This is a genomic window from Photorhabdus hainanensis (assembly GCF_018448965.1).
Taxonomy (GTDB): domain Bacteria; phylum Pseudomonadota; class Gammaproteobacteria; order Enterobacterales; family Enterobacteriaceae; genus Photorhabdus; species Photorhabdus akhurstii.
In genome coordinates, this window is sequence record NZ_RCWD01000044.1 from 16857 (window position 1) to 40538 (window position 23682).

19 protein-coding genes and 1 pseudogene are annotated in these 23682 nt (G+C 44.8%); 9 read left to right on the plus strand and 11 right to left on the minus strand.

The annotated features are described in order from the left end of the window. Positions 1 to 6 precede the first annotated feature (6 nt). The 5 genes from sucA to sdhC all read right to left on the minus strand — a co-directional run bounded on the left by sucA (position 7) and on the right by sdhC (position 6329). Positions 7 to 2814 carry a 2-oxoglutarate dehydrogenase E1 component gene (sucA, locus tag EAE92_RS20555; protein WP_214069413.1) on the minus strand — a complete coding sequence of 936 codons (2808 nt, stop codon included), beginning with the start codon at positions 2812 to 2814 and terminating at the stop codon, positions 7 to 9. A gap of 264 nt (positions 2815 to 3078) precedes the next feature. Then, complete coding sequence (locus EAE92_RS20560; RefSeq protein ID WP_065390554.1) at positions 3079 to 3795, minus strand: succinate dehydrogenase iron-sulfur subunit; 717 nt, start codon at positions 3793 to 3795, stop codon at positions 3079 to 3081. Positions 3796 to 3831: 36 nt separating this feature from the next. Beyond that, entirely contained in the window at positions 3832 to 5598 is a 1767-nt protein-coding gene (gene sdhA, locus EAE92_RS20565) for a succinate dehydrogenase flavoprotein subunit (RefSeq protein ID WP_214069414.1), read from the minus strand. Beyond that, entirely contained in the window at positions 5599 to 5946 is a 348-nt protein-coding gene (gene sdhD / locus EAE92_RS20570) for a succinate dehydrogenase membrane anchor subunit (protein ID WP_214069415.1), read from the minus strand. It lies immediately after the preceding gene. Further along, on the minus strand, positions 5940 to 6329 hold the full coding sequence (gene sdhC, locus EAE92_RS20575; protein ID WP_214069416.1) for a succinate dehydrogenase cytochrome b556 subunit: 390 nt from the start codon (positions 6327 to 6329) through the stop codon (positions 5940 to 5942). Before sdhC ends, sdhD begins: the two co-directional genes overlap by 7 nt. A gap of 867 nt (positions 6330 to 7196) precedes the next feature. Between sdhC and EAE92_RS20580 the strand changes: the two genes are divergently transcribed. Further along, positions 7197 to 8480: a citrate synthase gene (locus tag EAE92_RS20580; RefSeq protein WP_214069417.1), complete on the plus strand. Its 1284-nt coding sequence runs from the start codon at positions 7197 to 7199 to the stop codon at positions 8478 to 8480. A gap of 72 nt (positions 8481 to 8552) precedes the next feature. Here EAE92_RS20580 and EAE92_RS20585 read toward each other — a convergent pair whose 3' ends face one another. Next, positions 8553 to 9722 carry an RNA-guided endonuclease InsQ/TnpB family protein gene (locus tag EAE92_RS20585; protein WP_214069418.1) on the minus strand — a complete coding sequence of 390 codons (1170 nt, stop codon included), beginning with the start codon at positions 9720 to 9722 and terminating at the stop codon, positions 8553 to 8555. A gap of 59 nt (positions 9723 to 9781) precedes the next feature. Here EAE92_RS20585 and EAE92_RS25475 point away from each other — a divergent pair. After that, a pseudogene (locus EAE92_RS25475) lies at positions 9782 to 9892 on the plus strand (IS200/IS605 family transposase); the annotation flags it as partial. A 441-nt stretch (positions 9893 to 10333) separates the two neighbouring features. Here EAE92_RS25475 and EAE92_RS20590 read toward each other — a convergent pair. Continuing rightward, positions 10334 to 11077 carry a type 2 GTP cyclohydrolase I gene (locus EAE92_RS20590; RefSeq protein WP_214069428.1) on the minus strand — a complete coding sequence of 248 codons (744 nt, stop codon included), beginning with the start codon at positions 11075 to 11077 and terminating at the stop codon, positions 10334 to 10336. 66 nt (positions 11078 to 11143) lie between these two features. Continuing rightward, a complete protein-coding gene (locus EAE92_RS20595; protein ID WP_065390558.1) occupies positions 11144 to 11353 on the minus strand; it encodes a YbfA family protein in 210 nt (69 codons plus the stop codon). Between the two features lie 402 nt (positions 11354 to 11755). On the opposite strand from EAE92_RS20595, the gene EAE92_RS20600 reads away from it, so the two are divergent. The 7 genes from EAE92_RS20600 (at position 11756) to kdpE (ending at position 20528) form a co-directional block, all read left to right on the plus strand. After that, a complete protein-coding gene (locus tag EAE92_RS20600) occupies positions 11756 to 12139 on the plus strand; it encodes a hypothetical protein (RefSeq protein ID WP_214069419.1) in 384 nt (127 codons plus the stop codon). Positions 12140 to 12660: 521 nt separating this feature from the next. After that, positions 12661 to 12750, plus strand: a complete 90-nt coding sequence (gene kdpF / locus EAE92_RS24785; RefSeq protein WP_113043623.1) for a K(+)-transporting ATPase subunit F — start codon at positions 12661 to 12663, stop codon at positions 12748 to 12750. Beyond that, positions 12751 to 14457 carry a potassium-transporting ATPase subunit KdpA gene (gene kdpA / locus EAE92_RS20610; protein WP_214069420.1) on the plus strand — a complete coding sequence of 569 codons (1707 nt, stop codon included), beginning with the start codon at positions 12751 to 12753 and terminating at the stop codon, positions 14455 to 14457. It begins immediately after the preceding gene. Positions 14458 to 14477: 20 nt separating this feature from the next. Beyond that, positions 14478 to 16544, plus strand: coding sequence for a potassium-transporting ATPase subunit KdpB (gene kdpB, locus EAE92_RS20615; RefSeq protein WP_214069421.1), 2067 nt, complete (start codon positions 14478 to 14480; stop codon positions 16542 to 16544). An 11-nt stretch (positions 16545 to 16555) separates the two neighbouring features. Continuing rightward, positions 16556 to 17137 carry a potassium-transporting ATPase subunit KdpC gene (gene kdpC, locus EAE92_RS20620; RefSeq protein WP_214069422.1) on the plus strand — a complete coding sequence of 194 codons (582 nt, stop codon included), beginning with the start codon at positions 16556 to 16558 and terminating at the stop codon, positions 17135 to 17137. A gap of 8 nt (positions 17138 to 17145) precedes the next feature. Next, entirely contained in the window at positions 17146 to 19839 is a 2694-nt protein-coding gene (kdpD, locus tag EAE92_RS20625; RefSeq protein ID WP_214069423.1) for a two-component system sensor histidine kinase KdpD, read from the plus strand. After that, positions 19836 to 20528, plus strand: coding sequence for a two-component system response regulator KdpE (kdpE, locus tag EAE92_RS20630; protein WP_214069424.1), 693 nt, complete (start codon positions 19836 to 19838; stop codon positions 20526 to 20528). The genes kdpD and kdpE overlap by 4 nt, the downstream gene beginning before the upstream one ends. Positions 20529 to 20593: 65 nt before the next feature. Here the strand turns inward: kdpE and EAE92_RS20635 are convergent, their stop codons facing one another. The 3 genes from EAE92_RS20635 to EAE92_RS20645 are packed head-to-tail and all read right to left on the minus strand — an operon-like array spanning position 20594 to position 23551. Continuing rightward, positions 20594 to 21406 carry a Cof-type HAD-IIB family hydrolase gene (locus EAE92_RS20635; RefSeq protein WP_105394993.1) on the minus strand — a complete coding sequence of 271 codons (813 nt, stop codon included), beginning with the start codon at positions 21404 to 21406 and terminating at the stop codon, positions 20594 to 20596. 31 nt (positions 21407 to 21437) lie between these two features. Further along, entirely contained in the window at positions 21438 to 22070 is a 633-nt protein-coding gene (locus EAE92_RS20640) for a formyl transferase (protein WP_214069425.1), read from the minus strand. 38 nt (positions 22071 to 22108) lie between these two features. Continuing rightward, on the minus strand, positions 22109 to 23551 hold the full coding sequence (locus EAE92_RS20645; RefSeq protein ID WP_214069426.1) for an aminotransferase class I/II-fold pyridoxal phosphate-dependent enzyme: 1443 nt from the start codon (positions 23549 to 23551) through the stop codon (positions 22109 to 22111). Between the last annotated feature and the right edge of the window lie 131 nt (positions 23552 to 23682).

The following is a 23682-nucleotide window of genomic DNA, read 5'->3' on the forward strand; positions in this document are numbered from 1 at the left end:
CTTTATTTATTCAACGTTCAGTGCGTCATTAACCAGCTCTTGTTGTTGTTGCTGGTGAACTGACGTATATCCAACTGCCGGGGAAGCAGACGCAGGACGACCTGCATAACGTAAAGAAGCCCCGAACGGGATCACTTCACGGAAGTTGTGCTGACTGCAATACCAGGCCCCCTGATTTAATGGCTCTTCCTGGCACCAGACAAAATCATGTACATGAGCATACTGTTCCAGTGTCGACTGAACATCCTGATGAGGGAATGGATATAGTTGCTCAATACGCACGATAGCGACATCAGTTTGTTCATTTTTACGACGTTGTTCCAACAGGTCGTAGTAGACTTTACCTGAACAAAGTACAACTCGTTTAACGCCTTTCGAATCGAGAGCGTCAGTTTCACCAATAACTGTCTGGAATTTACCGTTAGCCAGTTCATCCAAGCTAGAAACAGCCAATGGATGGCGCAACAGTGATTTTGGCGACATCACGACCAATGGACGGCGCATACCGCGCAAAGCCTGACGGCGAAGCATATGATAGACCTGAGCTGGCGTTGATGGTACGCAAACCTGCATGTTCTGTTCTGCGCACAGTTGCAGATAACGCTCCAAACGGGCGGAGGAGTGTTCAGGCCCCTGCCCTTCATAACCATGAGGCAGCAGCATAACCAAGCCGCACATACGGCCCCATTTCTGCTCGCCAGAGCTGATGAATTGGTCAATAACAACCTGTGCGCCGTTGGCAAAATCACCGAACTGAGCTTCCCAGATTGTCAGAGCACGAGGTTCTGTTGTTGCATAACCATACTCAAATGCCAACACCGCTTCTTCGGACAGGACTGAATCCCAAACATTGAATGCTCCCTGACCGTTATGAACGTTCGCCAAAGGAACATAAACAGAGCCGTTAGACTGATTGTGGATAACAGCATGACGATGGAAGAAGGTACCACGACCAGCATCTTCACCAGACAAACGCACCGAAATCCCTTCATCCACTAAAGTCGCGTAGGCTAAATTTTCCGCCCCACCCCAATCGAACAATTTATCGCCGCTCGCCATCTCTGCGCGGTCATTATAAATTTTCGCTACGCGGGAGTGCATTGTCACTTCTTCCGGGACAGAACTGATGCGCCTACCCAGATCTTGCAAACGCTTAATATCAACTTTATGTGGGTACTCTTCATCCCATTCGTGATTCAGATAAGGCTCCCAAGTAAATGAGTGCAGCCCCATTGAGCGCCACTCATCAACGACACAATCACCGCGGTCAAGGGCATCACGATACAGGTTAACCATCTCGGTCACATCATCGACTGATATCAAGTTCTCAGCCGCCAGCTTGTCACCATAGATTTTACGTGGCGTTGGATGTTTCTTAATTTTCTGATACATCATTGGCTGAGTCGCACTTGGCTCATCAGCTTCGTTGTGACCATGACGGCGGTAACAGACCAGATCGATCATCACATCACGTTTGAAGGTATTACGGAAATCCAGTGCTAAACGGGTGACAAATGCCACCGCTTCTGGATCGTCTGCATTAACGTGGAAAATCGGCGCCTGTACCATTTTGATAATATCGGTACAGTATTGTGTTGAACGGGCATCTTTCGGGTTAGAGGTTGTGAAACCGATCTGGTTATTGATGACAATACGAATTGTACCGCCTACCTCATAACCACGAGCCTGAGACATGTTCAGAGTCTCTTGCACCACTCCCTGACCGGTAACAGCGGCGTCACCGTGGATAGTGATTGGCAACACCATATTACTGAGACCTTCATCCAGACGATCACGGCGGGCACGTACTGAACCAATAACGACAGGACTGACAATCTCAAGGTGAGATGGGTTAAAGGCTAATGCCAAATGAACCTGAGCGCCCTCGGTGGCAAAATCAGACGAGAAACCTTGATGATATTTCACGTCACCGGTACCAAGGTGCTCTTTATGCTTACCGGCAAATTCATCAAACAGATCAGCCGGTTTTTTACCTAAAATATTAACCAAGACGTTGAGGCGACCACGGTGAGCCATTCCCAGCACAACTTCTCGTGTGTCATGTTTACCCGCATGACGGATAAGATCCTTCAACATTGGGATCAGCGCATCACCACCTTCAAGAGAGAAACGTTTCGCTCCCGGAAACTTAGCTCCCAGATAACGTTCCAAACCCTCCGCTGCCGTCAGTTCCGCCAGAAAACGCCGCTTTTCTTCTACACTAAACTGAGAACTGACAGTAACAGATTCCAGACGCTGCTGAATCCAACGTTTTTCTTCCGTATTGGTGATGTGCATGTATTCAGCGCCAATAGAACCGCAATAAGTGCGTTTCAGCGCTTCATACAAATCAGCCAATTTCATCGTCTCTTTGCCGACTGCAAAAGAACCTACGTTAAATGTTTCTTCAAAATCAGCTTCCGTCAGATTATGGAAAGCAGGATCTAAATCAGGAACACTATCCTGTTTCCATAATCCCAACGGGTCAAGGTTCGCATTTTGATGACCGCGGAAGCGGAATGCGTTGATGAGCTGCAAAACTTTAACTTGTTTTGCATCCATTGCTGGATCGCTGACAGAGGAGTGATAACGCGTAGTATCTTTCGCAAGACGGCGGAAGTAATCACGCGTCTGCGAGTGGAGTTGTTCACCGTTGAGTCCCGCATTCGGCAATTGTTGGAAAATCTCTCTCCAACTTGCATCAACGGAGTTTGGATCGGTTATATAGTCTTCATAGATCTGCTCTATGTAAGACTGGTTTGAACCAGCCAGGAAGCTTGAATCCAGCCAGTCCTTCATTGCGCCGTTCTGCATTGTGATCCCTTAAGCTTTAAAAGCTTTAGTTTTCGCCGTGGTTAACTATTACCGTTTAAATACGGTATCGATAAAAGGTTCATTTGGACGTGCTTTATGCATGTTCTCTTTTGGGTTTCGGAACCCTTCAAGGAACCTTTAAAAAACGCCCAACCGTTTTTAAAGGTTCCTCTCCTCAAGCTTTTGTCATCATTAGCAGTTGGCAACTCATACTCTTCAATTCTTTGTGCCCTCCACAAAAAAATTTCGCGGAGGGCGGACCTATTATGCACTATGTTTCAGTAACATAGACTTAATATGGCCAATAGCTTTTGTTGGATTCAACCCCTTAGGGCACACACTGACACAATTCATGATGCTATGGCAACGGAAAACACTAAAAGCATCATTCAGCTTGTCTAATCGTGAAGCCGTTTCAGTATCACGGCTGTCAATCAGGAAGCGATATGCGGCCAGTAAACCCGCAGGCCCGATAAATTTATCAGGGTTCCACCAGAATGACGGACAGGAAGTTGAACAACATGCACACAGGATACATTCGTACAGACCATCGAGTTTTTCCCTTTGTGCCGGTGATTGTAAATGTTCACGCGCCGGTGGATTTTTACCGTCATTCAGCAAATATGGGCGAATCTTCTCATATTGCGCATAGAATTGCCCCATATCTACAACCAGGTCACGGACGACCGGCAAACCTGGCAACGGACGGATAACAATTTTCTTGCCGCCACGCCGCAAAGCCGAAACAGGCGTAATGCAGGCCAGGCCATTTTTACCATTCATGTTGAGGCCATCAGAACCACAAACACCTTCACGGCAAGAACGACGGAAAGAGAGTGTTGGGTCCTGCTCTTTAAGCTGGATTAACGCATCCAGCAACATCATGTCACGCCCTTCTTCTGCTTCCAGCGTGTAATCCTGCATACGAGGAGCGCTGTCAACATCCGGGTTGTAACGATAAATCGAAAATTCAAGTTTCATAATCTATTCCTCCGCAACTGGATCATCAGCAACTCATTAGTAAGTACGCGCTTTCGGCGGGAATGCTTCACGCAGTTTTGGCTGCATGTTGACATTACGACGAGTCATGGTCTCAGTTTGCGGTAGATAGAGGGTATGGCATAGCCAGTTCGCATCATCACGATCCGGATAGTCGAAACGACTATGAGCACCACGACTCTCAGTACGGAAATTAGCAGCGACAGCCGTGGAAAATGCCGTTTCCATCAGGTTATCAAGCTCCAGACATTCAATACGTTGGGTATTAAACTCTGAGGAAGTATCATCCAAACGGGCGCTTTTCAGGCGTTCACGAATAACTTTAAGTTCTTCCAGCCCTTTCGCCATTGCATCGCCTTCACGGAATACCGAGAAGTTATTCTGCATACACGCTTGCAAATCTTTACGAATTTTAACCGGGTCTTCACCAGTACGGGTACTATTCCAACGATTCAGACGTTGCAGGGATACTTCGATGTCAGATTCGCTGGCTTCGCGGCTAGCGCCTTGCTCCATCAGCGACTCTTTCAGGTGCAAACCGGCAGAACGGCCAAACACCACCAAATCCAGCAGAGAGTTACCTCCCAGACGGTTTGCGCCGTGAACCGATACACAGGCAATTTCACCGACAGCAAACAGGCCCGGAATAACGACATCTTCACCTTTTTCATTAACCGCCAGTGCCTGACCGGTCACTTTAGTTGGGATACCTCCCATCATATAGTGGCAAGTTGGAATAACCGGGATCGGTTCTTTTACCGGATCAACGTGGGCGAAAGTACGGGATAATTCAAGAATACCCGGCAGACGAGACTCCAGCACTTCTTTACCCAAATGATCCAGTTTCAGCTTAGCATGAGGCCCCCAAGGACCATCACAACCACGGCCTTCGCGGATTTCGATCATGATGGAACGCGCCACGACATCACGACCAGCCAAATCTTTAGCATTTGGCGCATAACGCTCCATAAAGCGCTCACCATCTTTATTCAACAAATAACCACCTTCGCCACGACAGCCTTCCGTTACCAGAACACCTGCCCCCGCGATACCGGTTGGGTGGAATTGCCACATTTCCATATCCTGTACAGGTACACCCGCACGCAGCGCCATACCTACACCATCACCGGTGTTAATGTGAGCGTTAGTGGTTGATTGATAAATACGACCGGCGCCACCCGTTGCCAGAATAGTCGCTTTCGCTTTGAAATAAACCACTTCACCGGTTTCAATACAGATAGCCGTGCAACCAACAATGCTGCCATCCTGATTTTTAACCAGATCCAACGAATACCATTCAGAAAAAATAGTGGTGTGATTTTTTAAGTTCTGCTGATACAGCGTATGCAACAGGGCATGACCGGTACGGTCTGCCGCCGCGGCTGTACGTGCCGCCTGTTCACCACCAAAGTTTTTTGACTGGCCGCCGAATGGACGTTGATAAATGCGACCGTCATCCAAACGCGAAAATGGCAACCCCATGTGCTCCAGCTCCAGAATCGCCTCCGGCCCGGTCTTACACATGTACTCAATCGCATCCTGATCACCGATATAGTCGGAGCCTTTCACCGTGTCATACATATGCCACTCCCAGTTATCGTCATGGGAGTTACCCAACGCAACGGTGATCCCCCCCTGCGCGGATACAGTATGAGAACGGGTTGGGAATACTTTGGAAATCAAAGCACAGGATAATCCCATTTGTGAAATTTGTAGCGCGGCGCGCATGCCAGCGCCACCCGCGCCAATAACGACTGCATCAAACTCTCTTACTGGCAGTTTCATCTATACACCCCACACCACAATTGTTCCGTAAATCAAGTAAGACATCAGCGCGACGATAATCGCCAATTGCAGCATTAAACGCAGCGCCAGCGACTTTACATAGTCAGTTAGTACTTGCCACATACCAATCCAAGCGTGAGCCAGAATGGAAAACAGGGCCAGCACAGTGAAGACTTTAGTGATGGATGAGGCGAAGAAACCCCGCCAGACTTCATAAGTGATATCCGACGTTGTAACGACAAAGCCCAGCATATAAAGAACATATAAAACAATAATCATTGCGGACGCGCGCAATAATAGCCAATCATGGATACCCGTGCGACCCAATGCAGATGCGTTACTTACCATACCAATACTCCAGCCAGAATCGACAGAATAACAGCAATCCCGATCGCCGCTTTGGCAGAGAGACTACCGACCGCTAAGTTTTCTTCCAAGTAGCCGAAATCCATCAGCATATGACGGATACCACCACAGATATGGTAAGCCAGTGCGGTCAGAATGCCCCACACAATAAACTTGGCGAAAAATCCCGTCATAATATCGGCGGCTTGCTGAAACCCTTCTTGCGAGGAGAGAGACATTCCTAACAACCAGAGGAGAATTCCTACTGCTACGAAAGTAATGACGCCAGAGACACGGTGCAAGATCGAGGCTATTGCAGAGACTGGAAAGTGTATCGTCTGCAAATCAAGGTTGACAGGTCTTTGTTTTTTCACAATTTTGCCCACACAGCTCTTTTATTATTTTCCTTCCTCCGGACCTGGGCGGAAATCAGACAGCGATAAGAGGATACAAAGACACAACATTTAACCAAACGATAAATCCTTCATGTTAAAGAGTGTTGTGATTTAGTTACGCTGGGTGCTCCTACAGCAGGGTAATCCGGAGACCTGGCGGCAGTATATGTGCTTCACATTATTATTACAATTCCAACACAATATGATTAGCTACATTTCCACTGAACAGTGATTAAGATCACGATTCAAACATATTGCACAAAATTAATTATCTTGTTTGACAAACTTTAAACATTTATCTTACATATATGGTTGAAAACACTTTTGAGATTGATTTTTGGTAAGAGGAAAGACCTCAAGAAAAGCTAAAGTTATGTAACTGTGTAGTCCGCACGAATCATAATCATTTTTGTAGTCAATGCATAAAACATAACTCTCAAAAATTCGCTAACAACCCGAAAACCATTGTCGTCCGGGGTGAGATTTCAGCCTTAAATGTGATATTGGCCTGATTTCAGCTTTTCCCCGGTAGTACAGTGTCAGGGGACGCAGTATAAGAACCTATTCCACCAGGCATCATGAGTGTAGGCCATCTTGTCAATAAATTGGGAACACAGATTGCACCGCAACCGGAGTATGCGCACAGTCTGTAAGAGGCGATTCAATCACAAATCGCTCACCGGCGCGGGCCACGCCAAAGTGCATTCAAAAGTGATCGCTTTTGTCAGAGCACCGTCCAAGCCCGTTCTTGATGACAAAGAATGGTCGATAAAATAGCCTGATAAGATAGACTCCATACGGTGTCTTTCCGCCGTGGTTGTTAAGAGTTATAAAAATGAAAGCGCTAAGGAGACTGTAATGGCAGATAACAAAGCAACTCTAACCCCAAACGGTTCAGTTGCTATTGAATTGGACGTGCTAACACCGACCCTTGGGTCTAAAGTCATCGACGTTCGTACTCTCGGCTCCCAAGGTTTCTATACCTACGACCCTGGTTTTACTTCTACAGCATCTTGCGAATCCAAGATCACCTACATTGATGGCAACGAAGGTGTATTGCTGCACCGTGGTTTCCCTATCGATCAGCTAGCGACAAAATCTACTTATTTGGAAGTCTGCTATATCCTGCTGTATGGTGAAACGCCAACACAAGAGCAGTTTGATAAATTCAAACAAACTATTACCCGTCACACCATGATCCATGAACAGATCCATCGTCTGTTCAACGGCTTCCGCCGTGATTCGCACCCGATGGCGGTGCTGTGCGGCGTTACCGGCGCTCTGGCTGCTTTCTATCATGACGCTCTGGATGTGAACAATCCACGTCACCGTGACATTACCGCATACCGTCTGCTGTCAAAAATGCCGACAGTGGCCGCCATGTGCTACAAATACTCTATTGGTCAGCCATTCGTTTATCCACGCAATGACCTCTCCTACGCAGGCAACTTCCTACACATGATGTTCTCTACGCCATGCGAAGAATATAAAGTGAACCCTGTACTGGAGCGTGCTATGGATCGCATTTTAATCCTGCATGCGGACCATGAACAAAATGCGTCTACCTCAACAGTACGTACCGCGGGTTCTTCCGGCGCCAACCCATTTGCCTGTATTGCCGCAGGTATCGCTTCTCTCTGGGGACCTGCTCATGGAGGCGCAAACGAAGCTTGTCTACGTATGCTGGAAGAAATCCAGTCAGTTGAACATATTCCTGAATTTATTAACCGGGCCAAAGATAAGAATGATGCTTTCCGTCTGATGGGATTTGGTCATCGTGTTTACAAAAACTATGATCCTCGCGCAACCGTCATGCGTGAAACCTGCCATGAAGTGCTAGATGAACTTGGCCTGAATGACAGCCTGCTGGAAGTTGCTATGGAGCTTGAACGTATTGCTCTACACGACCCCTATTTTATTGAGAAGAAACTGTATCCGAACGTAGATTTCTACTCAGGCATTATCCTGAAAGCAATGGGGATTCCATCCACCATGTTCACTGTTATTTTCGCCATTGCCCGTACTATCGGCTGGATCGCTCACTGGAATGAAATGCATGATGATGGCGTGAAAATTGCTCGTCCACGTCAACTCTATACCGGCTACACAAAACGTGATTTCGAAAGCCAGCTTGAAAAATAATAAAAAAATCAGATTACGATAAGGGCCAAGCTGTGACTGCTCCACGCCGCAAACGGCGAGGCTTCCCACTTCTCAGGCCGCCACCGTCGATATAACGGATTTACGCGGGCCTCCGTGGGCAGAAACGACGAGTCCCGCCGCCTGTAATTCTGTTGTGCCCTTGCACCGGATGTTGAGCGCCGCATTGATATCGCGGTCATGTTCGACACCACAGCAAGGGCATAGCCAGATCCGCTTATGCAGCGGCATTTCCGGCACTTTGTGGCCGCAGCAATGGCAGGTTTTCGAGCTGGCGAACCACTGATCCAGTTTGACCAGATGAACGCCCGCCGCCGCGGCTTTGTATTCCAGTTTCTTGATGAAGCCATGCCAGCCAGCATCCCCGATAGCCCGAGCAAGGTGGTGATTCTTCATCATATTGGCCGATTTCAGCGTCTCGACAATGACCGCTTGGTTTTCGTCAACCATTGTCCGGGAGAGTTTGTGTTGAAAATCGGCACGGGCATTGGCTACCCGTTCGTGTACCGCGGCGACCTGTAAACGTGCCTTTCGACGGTTGGCGCTGCCTTTCTGTTTTCGGGACAGGGCTTTCTGCTTGCGACGCAGGTTACGGGCGGCGTTGATAAGGTGACGAGGGTTATTCACCTTCTCCCCGTCCGACTGGATAAGATAGTGGGACAAACCCATATCACACCCTGTCACGCGGGTGATAACGCCCGGCTTTTCCGGTACATTCCAACCATCGTCACACAGGATAGCGGCGAAATATTTTCCCATAGCTGTTCGGGAGAGCGTAATGCTCTTCACTTGCCCTTCAATTTCTCGGTGTATGCGCGCCTTTATCGGTGGCAATTTCGGGATCTTCACGGCGCCATCCAGCACTTTCACCCCAATACAGTGATAGCTGGATTGCCGGCCGTGTTTGCGTTTGAACGTGGGAAATTTGGCTTGCAACTTCGGATTGAAAAAATTATCAAACGCGGTATTCAGATTGATCACCGCCTGCTGTAACGCGATGGCGTCATATGCCTTGAGCCAGGCGTACTTGCGTGATTTCTTCGCGACCGCCAGTAGCGGTTTAAGATCTTTGCGCGGATTTAAACTCACACCGTGACGTCTATAAGCATGCTTTTTGATGTGCAGCGCCTTATTGTACGCAAAACGGACCGCACCGAACTGGCCGTTAAGATACGCGGCCTGTTCGGGTGTGGGGTAGAGGCGGACTTTGGTCGCTCTTAACATATTCAGCGCTCATTGAGAAAGTGCCTTCATTTTAGCCTGTGACAGGAAGATATCAACGGGTTGTGCATTTGATATTCACGACAAAATCCCGTCGAAAGCGCTTTGATGGACGGATGATACACCCGTTACGTGAGGCATTCAGTTCAGCGGTGGCAAAGCTGGGATGTGAAAGGGTTTATCGGTCTGCACACACCGTGCCAAATCTAATCATGTTGACGTTGTAATCAATTTTCAAGATACAAGGGTTTACCGCAGTTTTTGCTAGCTTACTAGCTTAATAGCTAGGGCTTTATTCAATTGGAAAGATTATTCAGTGAAATTTGATGCCATACCAGTACGGCTTAAAGCACCGTAAAAATTGATCTCATCACCTTCCTTGTGTATGCTCGTTATCCAAGAGTGGGTACAAGCGACTTACTCTCTAAATTATCAAACGTAGCCTCTACTTGCGTGTGTAGCGAGATCACCAGGATCAAAATTCACAGTTCTATGAATCGGATAGAATAACGTTATTGATAAAAAAACGTTAGTTATGAAAAGCTTATCAAAAGCTTTGAAGCCCACCAGCGGTGGGCTTCGCTTATTTCAATGTCAGCATTAGAAAAACGTGATCACGCCGGGTTTGGAATATCGATAAACGTGACATCCAACCCATGATTATCAGCTAACCACTCCCCCAACGCCTTAATACCATAACGTTCAGTGGCATGGTGGCCCGCAGCATAAAAATGCAGCCCCATTTCACGGGCGATATGAATCGTCTGCTCTGACACTTCACCGGTAATGAAAGCATCAACACCAAATTCAGCCGCCTGTTGAATAAAACTCTGACCACCGCCGGTGCACCAGGCAAGCGTGCGAATCTCCTTAGGCGCGTTATCGCTCACATGCAACACTTTGCGACCAAGCGCCTGTTCAATACGTGAAGCTAACTCCACCGGTGATATCGGCTGATCAAATTCCCCATGCGGTACGAATGGCTCAATCAACCCAACAACTTTCGCATTAATCAGACGGGCCAATTGCGCGTTATTTCCCAGTGATGGATGAGCATCAAGCGGCAGATGATAGCCGTATAAATTGATATCATTACCGAGTAGAGTTTTCAGACGATTACGTTTCATACCACGAATCACCGTTGGCTCATTTTTCCAAAAATAGCCATGATGAACGATAATAGCATCAGCCTGATGACGAACCGCTTCATCTAATAAAGCCTGACAAGCGGTCACACCGGTAACGACTCGCTGAATATGAGTACGCCCTTCAACTTGTAAACCATTGGGGGCGTAATCCTGAAACTCACCAACATTCAGCTCTTGGTTAATCACATTTTCCAGCTCAATATTACGCATCATATTCGTCCTGTGTATTAGTTGTATGACAGTAATATACCGTTACCTGCTGCTAATTGTCAGTTGTTAGCCGTTTCTGACGGTCATAACCTGCTCTGACTGTTTTAACCATACGGGTTTATCGCTGGTTTTTATCCATATACGATACAAATAACTGTAAAAACGGACGCGATCACGACGAAACAACATCACCGGCAACGCCAAGATACCAAAAGTGACAGCGCCGATACGACGTAAAAGAACCTGATACCAAGGATATTCACGATATGAAGACATATTAGTCCTCCTTAAAATGATCCCACTTTTCCGCAGAATCTTAAAAATAATCAATATGTAAATTGTTTAAAATTTTATCGTAAAAAATGAAAATTTACCACTTATCAGACCGCTTTTAAGCCGTTATTATCGCTACATTTTCTATTTTATGTAATTTTATTACATAAAATATGATAAAAATGTAATATTACAAACATTTTATTAACAGTCAGTGAAAATCAGATTAACGATACAAGCATTTGAAAATATCCGTTTGACGCTAGCGATAAAAGCAAGGATTGCCAATATGAAGACTTTCATTGATAATCATTTTAATAAGCACAGAAAAACGATATTATTCTTTGCGCCATACTATTTTCCAAAATGTTCGTGGATTAACTATGACAGATAATAGGAGGAAAGATGAAGGTATTAACTGTTATATTATTAACATTAGTAATAAATGTTTCAGGTTGTGTCTCCAAAAAACACGCTTTTTCTATTGACTATAAAGCAAATGGCAAAACTTTTCATTTAACTCCATTATGTATAGAGGAAATTACCCCGGAAAAAGGGAATAATTACCATTCCATTTTCATCAAAGTAAAAAACAACTCTCATTGTAGTGAACCATTTAATATTTTTATAAAACAAAACGTAGGGAAAAAACTATCTGTTTTCTTTAACAATAAACCAATATTGGAAAATACCAATATCATTACGCCAATGCATGTTGAAAATGGTTTCTATCAAGCAATAAATTCAAATATAAAATTTGAAGAAATAGAAAAGCATTTAATTAATTGAAAAATAATAGCTTTTTGAAACAAAAAGCCATTATTTAAATATTTTTCAAACAATTCACATATGGAGTATTTCTTGTCAATCCTAACAATCACATTAATACTAAACGGTGGATTAGTATAATAAGTAAAAATGATTTTTTCTATATTGTAAAGTCGTAATAAATTTAACTTACAATACGAGTCGTTATAATTATTAAAATATGCATATTATACACAAAATTTTAATAATCCAATTACTTTATCAACATCATCAATAATATATGAATAATCAGAACATTTATATTCAGGATTATTCATTAATTTAAAATAACTTAAACTCCCTAACTATTCACTTTCCTATAAAGGTATCTTCTGCTGAAAAAGAGAATTATTTTTATAGTTCTAAACAAGATAGGTTTCTATTTAAGTCTTCTTTGTATTAGTCGTTTTTACACTTTTTTTACACATCCACTCACTCTTTTATCAGCATCTTTGCATCCCCTTCCCTAATCTTTATCCATCCAAGTTTTCGGGAGATAAGCAGTGAATATATTCTTCATTTCCGGCGCGTTATTAGTAGCTCTATTACTGGTTTATCTGATTTATGCGTTACTCCATGCGGAGGATTTTTAAATGGCCGCAGCCGCTTTTTTATTGATTACCAGTTTCTTACTGATTTTGATGGTACTGGCAAAACCACTCGGACATGTTATCGCCAATATGATCGACGGTAATATTCCGCGCGGGTTGACTAAAGCAGAATCAAGCCTTTGGCGTTGCTGTGGCTTACAAAAACCTGGCGGCACAGTCAAAGAGATGAACTGGCGGCAATACGCATTAGCTATCATTATCTTTAATCTGACCGGACTACTGCTGCTATTCACGCTTTTAGTCACACAGCACGCCCTCCCCCTTAATCCTGAACATTTCCCCGGACTCAAATGGGATCTGGCGCTGAATACAGCCGTCAGCTTTATCACCAATACCGATTGGCAGTCATACAGTGGAGAAAACACCCTCAGCTACTTTAGCCAGATGACAGGTCTAACAGTGCAGAACTTTCTTTCTGCGGCGACCGGTATTGCCGTGGCATTTGCGCTGATACGCGCATTTTCCCGTCATGGCGTCAAAACCGTAGGCAACGCCTGGGTTGATATCACACGTATCACACTTTATCTGCTATTACCGCTGTCTATAATTATCACGCTCGTTTTTGTCAGTCAGGGAGTGATTCAGAATTTCGAGCCGTATCAATTAGTTCACACCATTGAAGGCCAACAGCAATCAATTCCGATGGGTCCCGTCGCCTCGCAAGAAGCTATCAAATTATTGGGAACCAATGGTGGTGGATTCTTTGATGCTAATTCATCACACCCCTTTGAAAATCCAACCGCCATCAGCAATTTCGTTCAGATACTCTCTATCTTCTTGATCCCTTGCGCACTCTGTTTTGCTTTTGGGCAAGTGGTTGGCGATAACCGTCAAGGGCACGCTCTATTGTGGGCAATGAGTATCATCTTTGTCATTGCCACCGTAGGAGTCATGTATGCCGAACTGAAAGGGAATCCCCATTTCAGCCTGTTAGGCGCCAACAGTAATATCAATATGGAAGGTAAAGAGAATCGCTTTGGCATCCTCGCAACCTCAATTTATGCCGTAGTCACAACCGCCGCTTCCTGTGGGGCAGTCAATGCTATGCATGACTCTTTCACTGCGCTTGGCGGCATGATCCCAATGTGGTTGATACAAATTGGCGAAGTCGTGTTTGGCGGCGTCGGTTCTGGTTTATACGGTATGTTACTGTTCGTTCTGCTGACCGTTTTTATCGCTGGTTTAATGATAGGTCGCGCCCCTGAATATCTCGGTAAAAAAATCGAAGTATTCGAGATAAAAATGGTGGCGCTGGCGATTTTGGTTACTCCTACACTGGCTCTTTTAGGTACAGCGCTTGCCATCTCCACCGCCAGTGGACGTGCCGGTATTTTGAACCCTGGCGCTCATGGTTTCAGTGAAGCGCTCTATGCCCTCTCCTCCGCTGCCAACAATAATGGCAGTGCTTTCGCCGGCCTCAATGCCAACAGTATGTTTTACAACCTGTTGCTAACCATCATCCTGTTTTTGGGCCGCTTTGGCATGATCCTGCCAGTACTTGCTATTGCCGGTTCTTTGGTCGTAAAAAAACGCCAGCCTGCCAGCAACGGTACACTTCCCACCTACAGCACACTGTTTATCAGTCTATTGATTTTGACCATCATGCTAATCGGTGCCTTGACTTTTATTCCGGCTCTGATCCTTGGCCCGGTAATTGAACATTTACAAATCTGGCTAATGGCCCGATAAGAGCCAAAGAGAGGAATACCATGACCAACAAGCAACAGACATTATTCGAGCCTGCTTTGATTCGTAATGCCCTGATTGATTCAGTCAAAAAATGTCATCCGGCGGCACAATGGCGTAACCCAGTGATGTTTGTCGTCTATCTAGGCAGTGGGTTAACCACCATTTTATGGATTGCCATGTTAGCAGGTCAATTCAAGGGAAATACGTTGTTCACCGGTAGCATCTCGTTATGGCTGTGGTTTACTGTGCTATTCGCCAACTTTGCCGAAGCGCTGGCAGAAGGGAGAAGCAAAGCTCAAGCCGCCAGTCTCAAAGGAGTAAGAAAAACCAGTTGGGCAACCAAACTCACCTCATCCAATCATCATGCAGCCAGAGAGAAAGTCCCTTCTGACAGCCTTCGTAAAGGGGATATCGTCATTATTGAAGCCGGTGAAACCATCCCTTGCGATGGTGAAGTTATCGAAGGCGGCGCTTCTGTTGACGAAAGCGCAATCACCGGAGAATCTGCCCCAGTTATCCGCGAATCTGGCGGTGATTTTTCCTCTGTGACCGGCGGCACGCATGTGCTATCTGACTGGCTGGTGGTCGAATGTTCAGTTAATCCCGGAGAAACTTTTCTTGACCGCATGATTTCAATGGTGGAAGGGGCTAAACGTCGTAAAACCCCAAACGAGATCGCACTGAATATCTTGTTGACGGCTCTGACAATCATCTTTCTATTGGTATGCGTCACCCTGCTACCCTTTTCAATATTCAGCGTGGAAGCTAACCAATCTGGTCAACCTATCACTGTCACGGTGTTGATAGCGTTATTAGTCTGTCTTATTCCTACCACCATTGGCGGATTACTTTCTGCAATTGGCGTCGCAGGCATGAGCCGCATGTTAGGCGCCAATGTTATCGCCACCAGCGGACGAGCCGTTGAAGCCGCGGGTGATGTGGATGTGTTGCTACTGGATAAAACCGGTACCATCACCTTGGGAAATCGCCAAGCCTCTCAGTTTCTGCCCGTGCCCGGCATAACAGAACAGCAGTTGGCGGATGCCGCCCAACTCTCTTCTTTAGCCGATGAAACACCAGAAGGCCGCAGCATTGTCATTCTGGCAAAACAGCGATTCAATCTGCGTGAACGTGATCTGCGCTCACTGAACGCAACTTTTGTGCCTTTCTCCGCCATGACTCGAATGAGTGGCGTTAATGTGGAAAACCGCATGATCCGCAAAGGCGCTGTCGATGCGATCCGCCGCCATATCGAAGTCAATCACGGAAAATTCCCAGAAGCTGTGGAAATTTTGGTACAGACAGTGGCACGTAAAGGAGGTACGCCGCTGGTTGTCGCAGAAAATCAACAGGTACTGGGCGTTGTCGCGCTAAAAGATATCGTAAAAGGCGGAATTAAAGAGCGATTCAGTGAAATGCGCCGTATGGGAATCAAGACCGTTATGATTACCGGCGATAACCGTCTGACCGCGGCTGCGATTGCCGCAGAAGCCGGAGTAGATGATTTTCTGGCGGAAGCCACCCCCGAAGCCAAACTAGCCCTGATCCGCCAATATCAATCCGAAGGCCGTCTGGTCGCTATGACAGGCGATGGCACTAATGATGCCCCGGCACTTGCTCAGGCCGATGTCGCCGTTGCCATGAATTCAGGCACTCAGGCAGCTAAAGAAGCCGGCAATATGGTGGATTTGGATTCCAACCCAACCAAACTGATCGAAGTTGTCCATATTGGTAAACAGATGTTGATGACACGCGGCTCTTTGACCACATTCAGTATCGCCAATGATATCGCAAAATATTTCGCCATTATCCCGGCGGCGTTTGCCGTCACTTATCCACAATTAAATGTCTTGAATATCATGCGTCTGCATTCGCCCACTTCGGCGGTTTTATCGACCGTTATCTTTAACGCACTGATTATTGTTTTCTTGATCCCATTGGCTCTCAAAGGCGTGAGCTACCGACCAATGAATGCCTTGTCGCTTCTACGCCGCAACCTGTGGATTTATGGTCTGGGTGGTCTGATAGCGCCTTTCATCGGCATCAAACTAATAGATATGTTGCTCACTTTGCTGATACTTAAATAAAGGTGATGAAAATGATTTGGTTACGTTCTTCTATTGTGTTGTTGATATTTCTGACACTGATTACCGGCGTAGCTTATCCATTGCTGGCAACAGGTTTGTCAGAACTGATGTTCCCTTATCAAGCACAAGGCTCTATGGTAAAACAAGAGGGCCAAACCGTTGGCTCTGAACTAATTGGTCAACCCTTTGCTAAAGCAATCTACTTTCAGGGTCGCCCTTCTGCTACCGTAGATTATCCCTATAACGCTCTGGCCTCTGGCGGCAGCAATTTAGCGCCCTCCAACCCGATATTAGATAATGAAATTAAACGCAGAGTTAAGCAACTGCGTCAATTTAACCGCCAACCAGACATGCCTGTGCCGGTTGATCTGGTCACCGCATCTAGTAGCGGCCTCGATCCTCACATTTCACCCGCCGCCGCTGACTTCCAAGCACAGAGAGTCGCTGATGCCCGCCATTTACCGGTTAAAGTAGTAAAACAATTAATCAGGGATAATATTGAGCCGCCTCCATCGGAATTCCTCGGTGAGCCAGTGATTAATGTGTTAAAACTTAATCTTGCCCTTGATAATTTGCACAAGAAAAAACAGTAAGGTTGAACATGGATCAACACGAACCACAGCGCCCTGACCCGGATGAATTACTGACACTGCTTAACGAGAAACAGCGCGGTAAATTAAAAATATTTTTCGGCGCCTGCGCCGGCGTGGGAAAAACCTACGCCATGTTGCAGGAAGCGCAAAGATTGCGTTCTCAGGGGCTGGATGTGGTTATCGGCGTAGTCGAAACCCATGAGCGGCAAGGAACCGCCGCTTTACTTAATGGTCTGCCACAACTGCCGCTTAAACAGATCCACTACCGACGGCGCAGAACCACCGCCTTTGATCTCGATGGCGCCATTGCCCGCCACCCGGCCATCATTTTGATGGATGAGTTGGCATTCAGTAATCCCCACACCAGCCGCCATCCCAAACGCTGGCAGGACGTTGAAGAGTTGCTTGAGTCTGGCATAGATGTCCTGACCACCATCAATGTTCAGCATCTGGAAAGCCTCAATGATGTTGTAGGCGATATTACGGGTATCCGGGTCAGGGAAACTATCCCTGATCATATCTTTGATCAGGCGAATGAAATTGTCTTAGTTGATCTGCCCCCAGATGATCTGCGCCAGCGGCTCCATGAAGGTAAGGTCTATATTCCTAGCCAGGCAGAACGCGCCATCGAAAACTTTTTCCGCAAAGGTAACTTAATTGCATTACGGGAACTCGCTTTACGCCGGACGGCTGATCGCGTTGATGATCAAATGCGTGCTTTCCGCGACACACAAGGGCCTGAACCGGTCTGGCATACCCGTGATAATCTTCTACTATGCATCGGTAATAGCTCAGGTAATGAGAAGCTCATCCGCACTGCCGCTCGCCTTGCGGCCCGATTAGGTTGCATCTGGCATGCCATCTATGTTGAAACCCCAAAACTGTACCAATTACCCGAAGGTAAACGGCGCACTATTTTAAAAGCTCTCAGATTAGCGCATGAATTGGGGGCTGAAACCGCAACCCTTTCCGATTCAAACAAAGAAAAAGCGGTATTACGTTACGCCAGAGAACATAACCTCGGCAAAATTCTGATAGGCCGTCACTGTACCTCCAAACAGAAGTTGTTTGGCTGGCAATGGCGTCCTGGTTTTGCTGACCGATTGGGAAAACTAGGGCCAGATTTGGATCTGGTCATTGTCGCATTAGAAGAGCGCAGCCAATGGGATAAAGAGCATGACAACCGCCCTGTGAGTGAAAAATGGCGAGTACAAATTCAAGGCTGCCTGATCGCTATTGCGCTCTGTACACTTATCACCTTGTTCTCCCGAACATTCTTGCTGACCCTTGATAAAGCCAATCTTGTCACGCTTTATCTGCTTGGCGTCGTCATCATTGCGCTATTTTACGGACGCCGACCCTCAATCTTTGCCGCTTTTATTAATGTCATTAGTTTCGATATCTTCTTTGTACAGCCTCATTGGTCCCTTGCTGTTACCGATATGCAGTACCTGCTGACTTTTAGTGTCATGCTGATCGTGGGCGTCGTCGTTGGAAACCTCACAGCGGGAATGAGATATCAGGCGCGAATTGCCCGTTACCGCGAACAACGAACCCGCAATCTCTATGAAATGACCCGTGAACTGAGCCGAGCGCTGAATGAAGGAGATATTGCCCGCACCAGCTACCATTTTCTTACCAATAGTTTTCAGGCTAAAACCGGCCTCTTTTTACCCAACGACGATGGCGACTTATATCAATTGACGACAAATAATGGCGGTCATATGTTGATTGATGATGCTATTGCAAAATGGAGTTTTGATAAAAACCTGCCCGCCGGAGCGGGAACCGATACGCTACCTAGCGTACCTTATCAACTACAGCCTATTGCTACACCTTCTCAGACACTGGCTGTATTGGCTATTGAGCCATCCTATCTGCGCCAGTTACTGATCCCAGAACAACAGCGATTGCTGCAAACATTTACCGGCCTCATCGCCAATGCCTTGGAAAGATTGCAACTCTCACGCCGGGCAGAATCCGCGAAGCTGGATACAGAGCGGGAACAGTTACGTAACTCGCTTCTGGCGGCCCTGTCTCATGATTTACGCACGCCACTGACAGTCCTGTTCGGACAAGCGGAAATCCTGATGTTAGATTTATCTGCCGAAGGCTCTCCGCATACCAAACAGGTAAATCAGATCCGCCAACAAATTCTCAGCACTTCCCGTCTGGTTAATAACTTACTGGACATGGCGCGTATCCAATCGGGAGGAATTCAGCTCAATCTGGAATGGCAATCGCTGGAAGAGATCGTCGGCAGTACCTTACGTTCTCTGGAATATGCGCTCAACCGTCACCCAGTCGCGGTTTCCCTGCCATCCGATTTGCTGTTGCATTGTGATGCCAGTTTACTGGAGCGGGTATTTATCAACCTGTTGGAAAACGCAATCAAATATACCGATGATCAAACACCACTGGGCATCAAAGCGACAACCGAGAAAAATCAGATTCATATTGAAGTTTGGGATGCGGGTAAAGGCATTCCCCCGGAACAAGAACAGTTAATTTTCGATAAATTCTCCCGCGCTCGTAAAGAGTCTGCTATTCCCGGAGTGGGCCTTGGATTGGCAATTTGCCGGGCAATTATTGAAATCCACCAAGGAAAGATTTGGGCGACCAATAACGAAAAAGGTGGAGCAAGTTTTCACTTTGTTCTACCGTTAGAAAAACCGCCAGAAATTATTACTGAGGAGATGTGATTATTACCAACAATAACACCATTTTGATTATTGAAGATGAAAAAGAGATCCGACGCTTTGTCCGGTTAGCGTTGGAAGGTGAAGGCTATCGCGTATTTGACAGTGATACGCTGAAATGGGGCCTGATTGAAGCGGGAACCCGTAAGCCTGACTTAATTATTCTTGATTTGGGCTTGCCGGATGGCGACGGTATTAATTTGATCCGTGATCTGCGCCAGTGGAGCTCAACTCCCGTTATTGTTCTCTCTGCCCGTGATAAAGAAGCGGATAAAGTTGCGGCATTAGATGCCGGCGCTGATGATTATCTGAGTAAACCCTTTGGCATCAGTGAACTATTGGCAAGAGTCCGGGTTGCTTTACGTCGTTTTGCCAGAACTAATAAAGAAGAATCGATCGTTCATTTTTCTGATGTCGTTGTCGATTTGGTTAACCGCCGAATTACCAAAAACGATGAAGAACTGCATCTCACCCCGATTGAATTCCGATTATTAGGTGAATTATTGGCGAATAGCGGCAAAGTACTCACCCAACGCCAATTACTCAACCAAGTTTGGGGCCCTAATTATGTTGAACACAACCATTATTTACGGATTTATATGGGGCATTTACGACAAAAATTAGAAACCGACCCAACCAGACCAAAACATTTACTGACTGAAACCGGCATTGGCTATCGGTTTATGCCTTAATGCCTGAAACACAAATCGAATCTCTTCATGTCTCAGGCAATTAACATCTCTCAGCCAAACTTAGCTTATTTCACCTGACACACATGTTCAGATAAATAATAAGCGACAGACTCTTCGCAACAAGAACCAATAATATCGGCACCCGGAAGCGCTTGTTTAACCCTATCCTGTGCCGTGCCCATGATGACCCCTTTAGCGGCGGTTGAAAGCATTTCTACATCATTCATACCATCGCCAAACGCAATAGTTTGATTGATTGGGACGTCAAGAAACTCAGCTAACTGAATTAAAGCCTGCCCCTTCGAAACACCACTACCCATTACCTCTAGACACCAAGGAAATGAGAAAGCGACACTGACATTATCAGAAAATAGATCAATTAAATGACGTTCTAATTTAACCAACGCATCATGATCTCTCATCTTGTGAATGAAAAAGATTTTCTCAACCGCATCACAAGGCATTTCACCAGCCTGTCTAACCGCGGGATTAAAATTATCATTCTGATTAAAATCATTGAAACTATGGTGTAGCTCACTGGTTAACCATTGGGAACCACAATACATATTAATCACTAAATCCTGATCCGCCTGCGTTTCCTCAATCACTCTTTTTACGACGTGACTTGGCAAATGTTGTCTAATATCCAAGTTATTACAAGCACTGGTTAATCTAGCGCCATTCGAAGTAATCAAATGCACAGGTATATCAAAATCACCAATAATGGAATTTACATCAGCATGATGCCTGCCGGTTGCAAATACAATTTGCTTTCCCATACTTGATAAATCAGTAAGCACTTTACGGGTAAACTTACCAATTGTATCTCCTTGAAGAAGAAGCGTTCCATCAAGATCTGTGGCAATGAGATTGTACATAGAGTGTTCCAGTATTAAGGGCAGTTATCATCTAAGCTTTATTAAGCAATTCGAGCGATGCCTGCTTGGTAAATGTCATCCTTTCTTCCAGACTATGATTATCCTTTTCATAATAAATTGTTGCCTCTGAATCAATCTGAGGTCTTGGAGTTATTTTTTCCAATATTGGCATTGTGTCAAGGAATAATTGTCTGGAATAGTTAATAGCCCTTGTATAAGTATCAATAACCTCTTCAAATTCAGGGTAAATAGAAAATGAGATCTGATTGACAATTGGCCCCGCGTCAATACCTTCATTAATTTCATGGATCGTCACACCGTGGGACTGTTCTCCATTTTTCAAAGCCCAGTTTACCGGCCTTACGCCGCGATATTTAGGCAAATAGGACAAATGGATATTCAAGATTCTCTTACAAGAATTAATGAATTTTAACGGTAATATCCGCTTATGAAACACGACAAAGCATAAATCACAAGTGAAATCACCGCTGTCATAGCCGGGTAGATTCTCAACCTTATTATCTTCAATAACAGAAATATTATTTTGATAACAGAATTCGATTAATGTCTGATCAGTGCTTACAGGTTCGAATTTATCTGCCACCACGTGCGATATTTTATACTCTTTATGATTTAAGAAATACTGACAAATGAAAATTGCCAATTCTCCTTTACCACAAATTACCACTGTTTTTGGATGGCTCATTCGCAAACCTCGTTAATTTCCTTAACCACACTAATATCACTAATATTAATTAGCCCCTGCATCACCATACGCAATGAACGTATTAAAATTTCATTATCGCTTGGTGTTCGGCAAGAAATACGCAAATACTTATCAGAGTCTATATTTCCTTTGCCAGAACACTCTTTTACATATAACCCATGAATATCTAAAAGTAACTGTGATATCGTTTTTGCATCAGAAACATGCAATTTACAGTAAACAAAATTAGAATCCGTTTCATAGGCAGTAATACCTTCGATTGAATTTAATTCTTGCTGTAATTTTAACGTATCAATAATTACTTGTTCACAACTTAATTTATAACTCTCTCTATATTGAGGTAATCTCAATAAAAACTCTTCAGCAAAACCATTAATATTCCAAATGGGTAATACCGCTCTTATTTTACCAAGTAATTCCTGATTTGCAGTGGCAATATACCCGATACGAATACCACCAATGCCAAAGGTTTTACTCATGCTTCGAATAACAGATAAATTCTTATAGTTATCTAAATGCTTTAACATTGTGTCATCACGCATTTTAGAGAAATCTAAGAAAGATTCATCAACAATTAAGTGGATATTTAATGTCAATAATTCACCAGCCAAATATAACAGACTATCAATAGGTGTCAGTTTACCTGTCGGATTATTTGGTGATTCAATCACTACCACATTTGGCTGTTCTTCTTTCGCCAACGTTAATAGTTCATCAATATCTATCTCAAAATCTCTGCTCTCTTTACTATAGCTAAATATTGTTCTGTCTTTACCAAAGCAATTAGCATATTCATTAAATGAAGGTACCGTGACTAATACTTTACCTGTATAAACATCAGGAAGCCGTTTAATTATCTCAGCAGCGCCATTCGAAATACATAATTGCGTTCTCTCTATCCCAATAAATTCAGATAAAGCATGTTCGACTAAACGATTCCCGCCAGGATAATTTAAAAATATTTCATCAAAATTATTCTTTATTTCATCTTTCAATTTCTTAGGTGGAAAGTTGAAATTATAAATTAAGCCAAAGTCAATAATAGGATAACGCCAGTAACCACCGTGCCTATTTTGAATAAGATCTAATTTATTATTACTTGAGATAAAGTCACAAATAGTAAGATCATAAGTATTATCTACCTCATACCATTGAGAATGATCAACAATACTTGCTTTAAATTCAGCCATATTATTCAGCAAAGACTGTTTAAATATATCCTCATAATATAACCCAGTTGATCCGCTATTAACGTAACTTTCTAGCTCTTTAGTAACATATTCAGCAAAATTAGCGGTGCAAATATTATAAATATTTACCGTCTTATATTGACCTTCTTCAACCTGATAATGACTATCCTTAGTAGAATTTAATGCAATAATATTATCTTTATCTATTTTTGCATAAGTCCCTTCCATATTAGAGGGTGTCGCAAAAGGCCGGCATTGACAATAAACCCACAGAGATTTATTGCCTGTTATTGGGACTGACAACCCATGATAGGCTAAAAATAGCCCATAATATCAGGGCAACGGCCCTTGATAAGTTA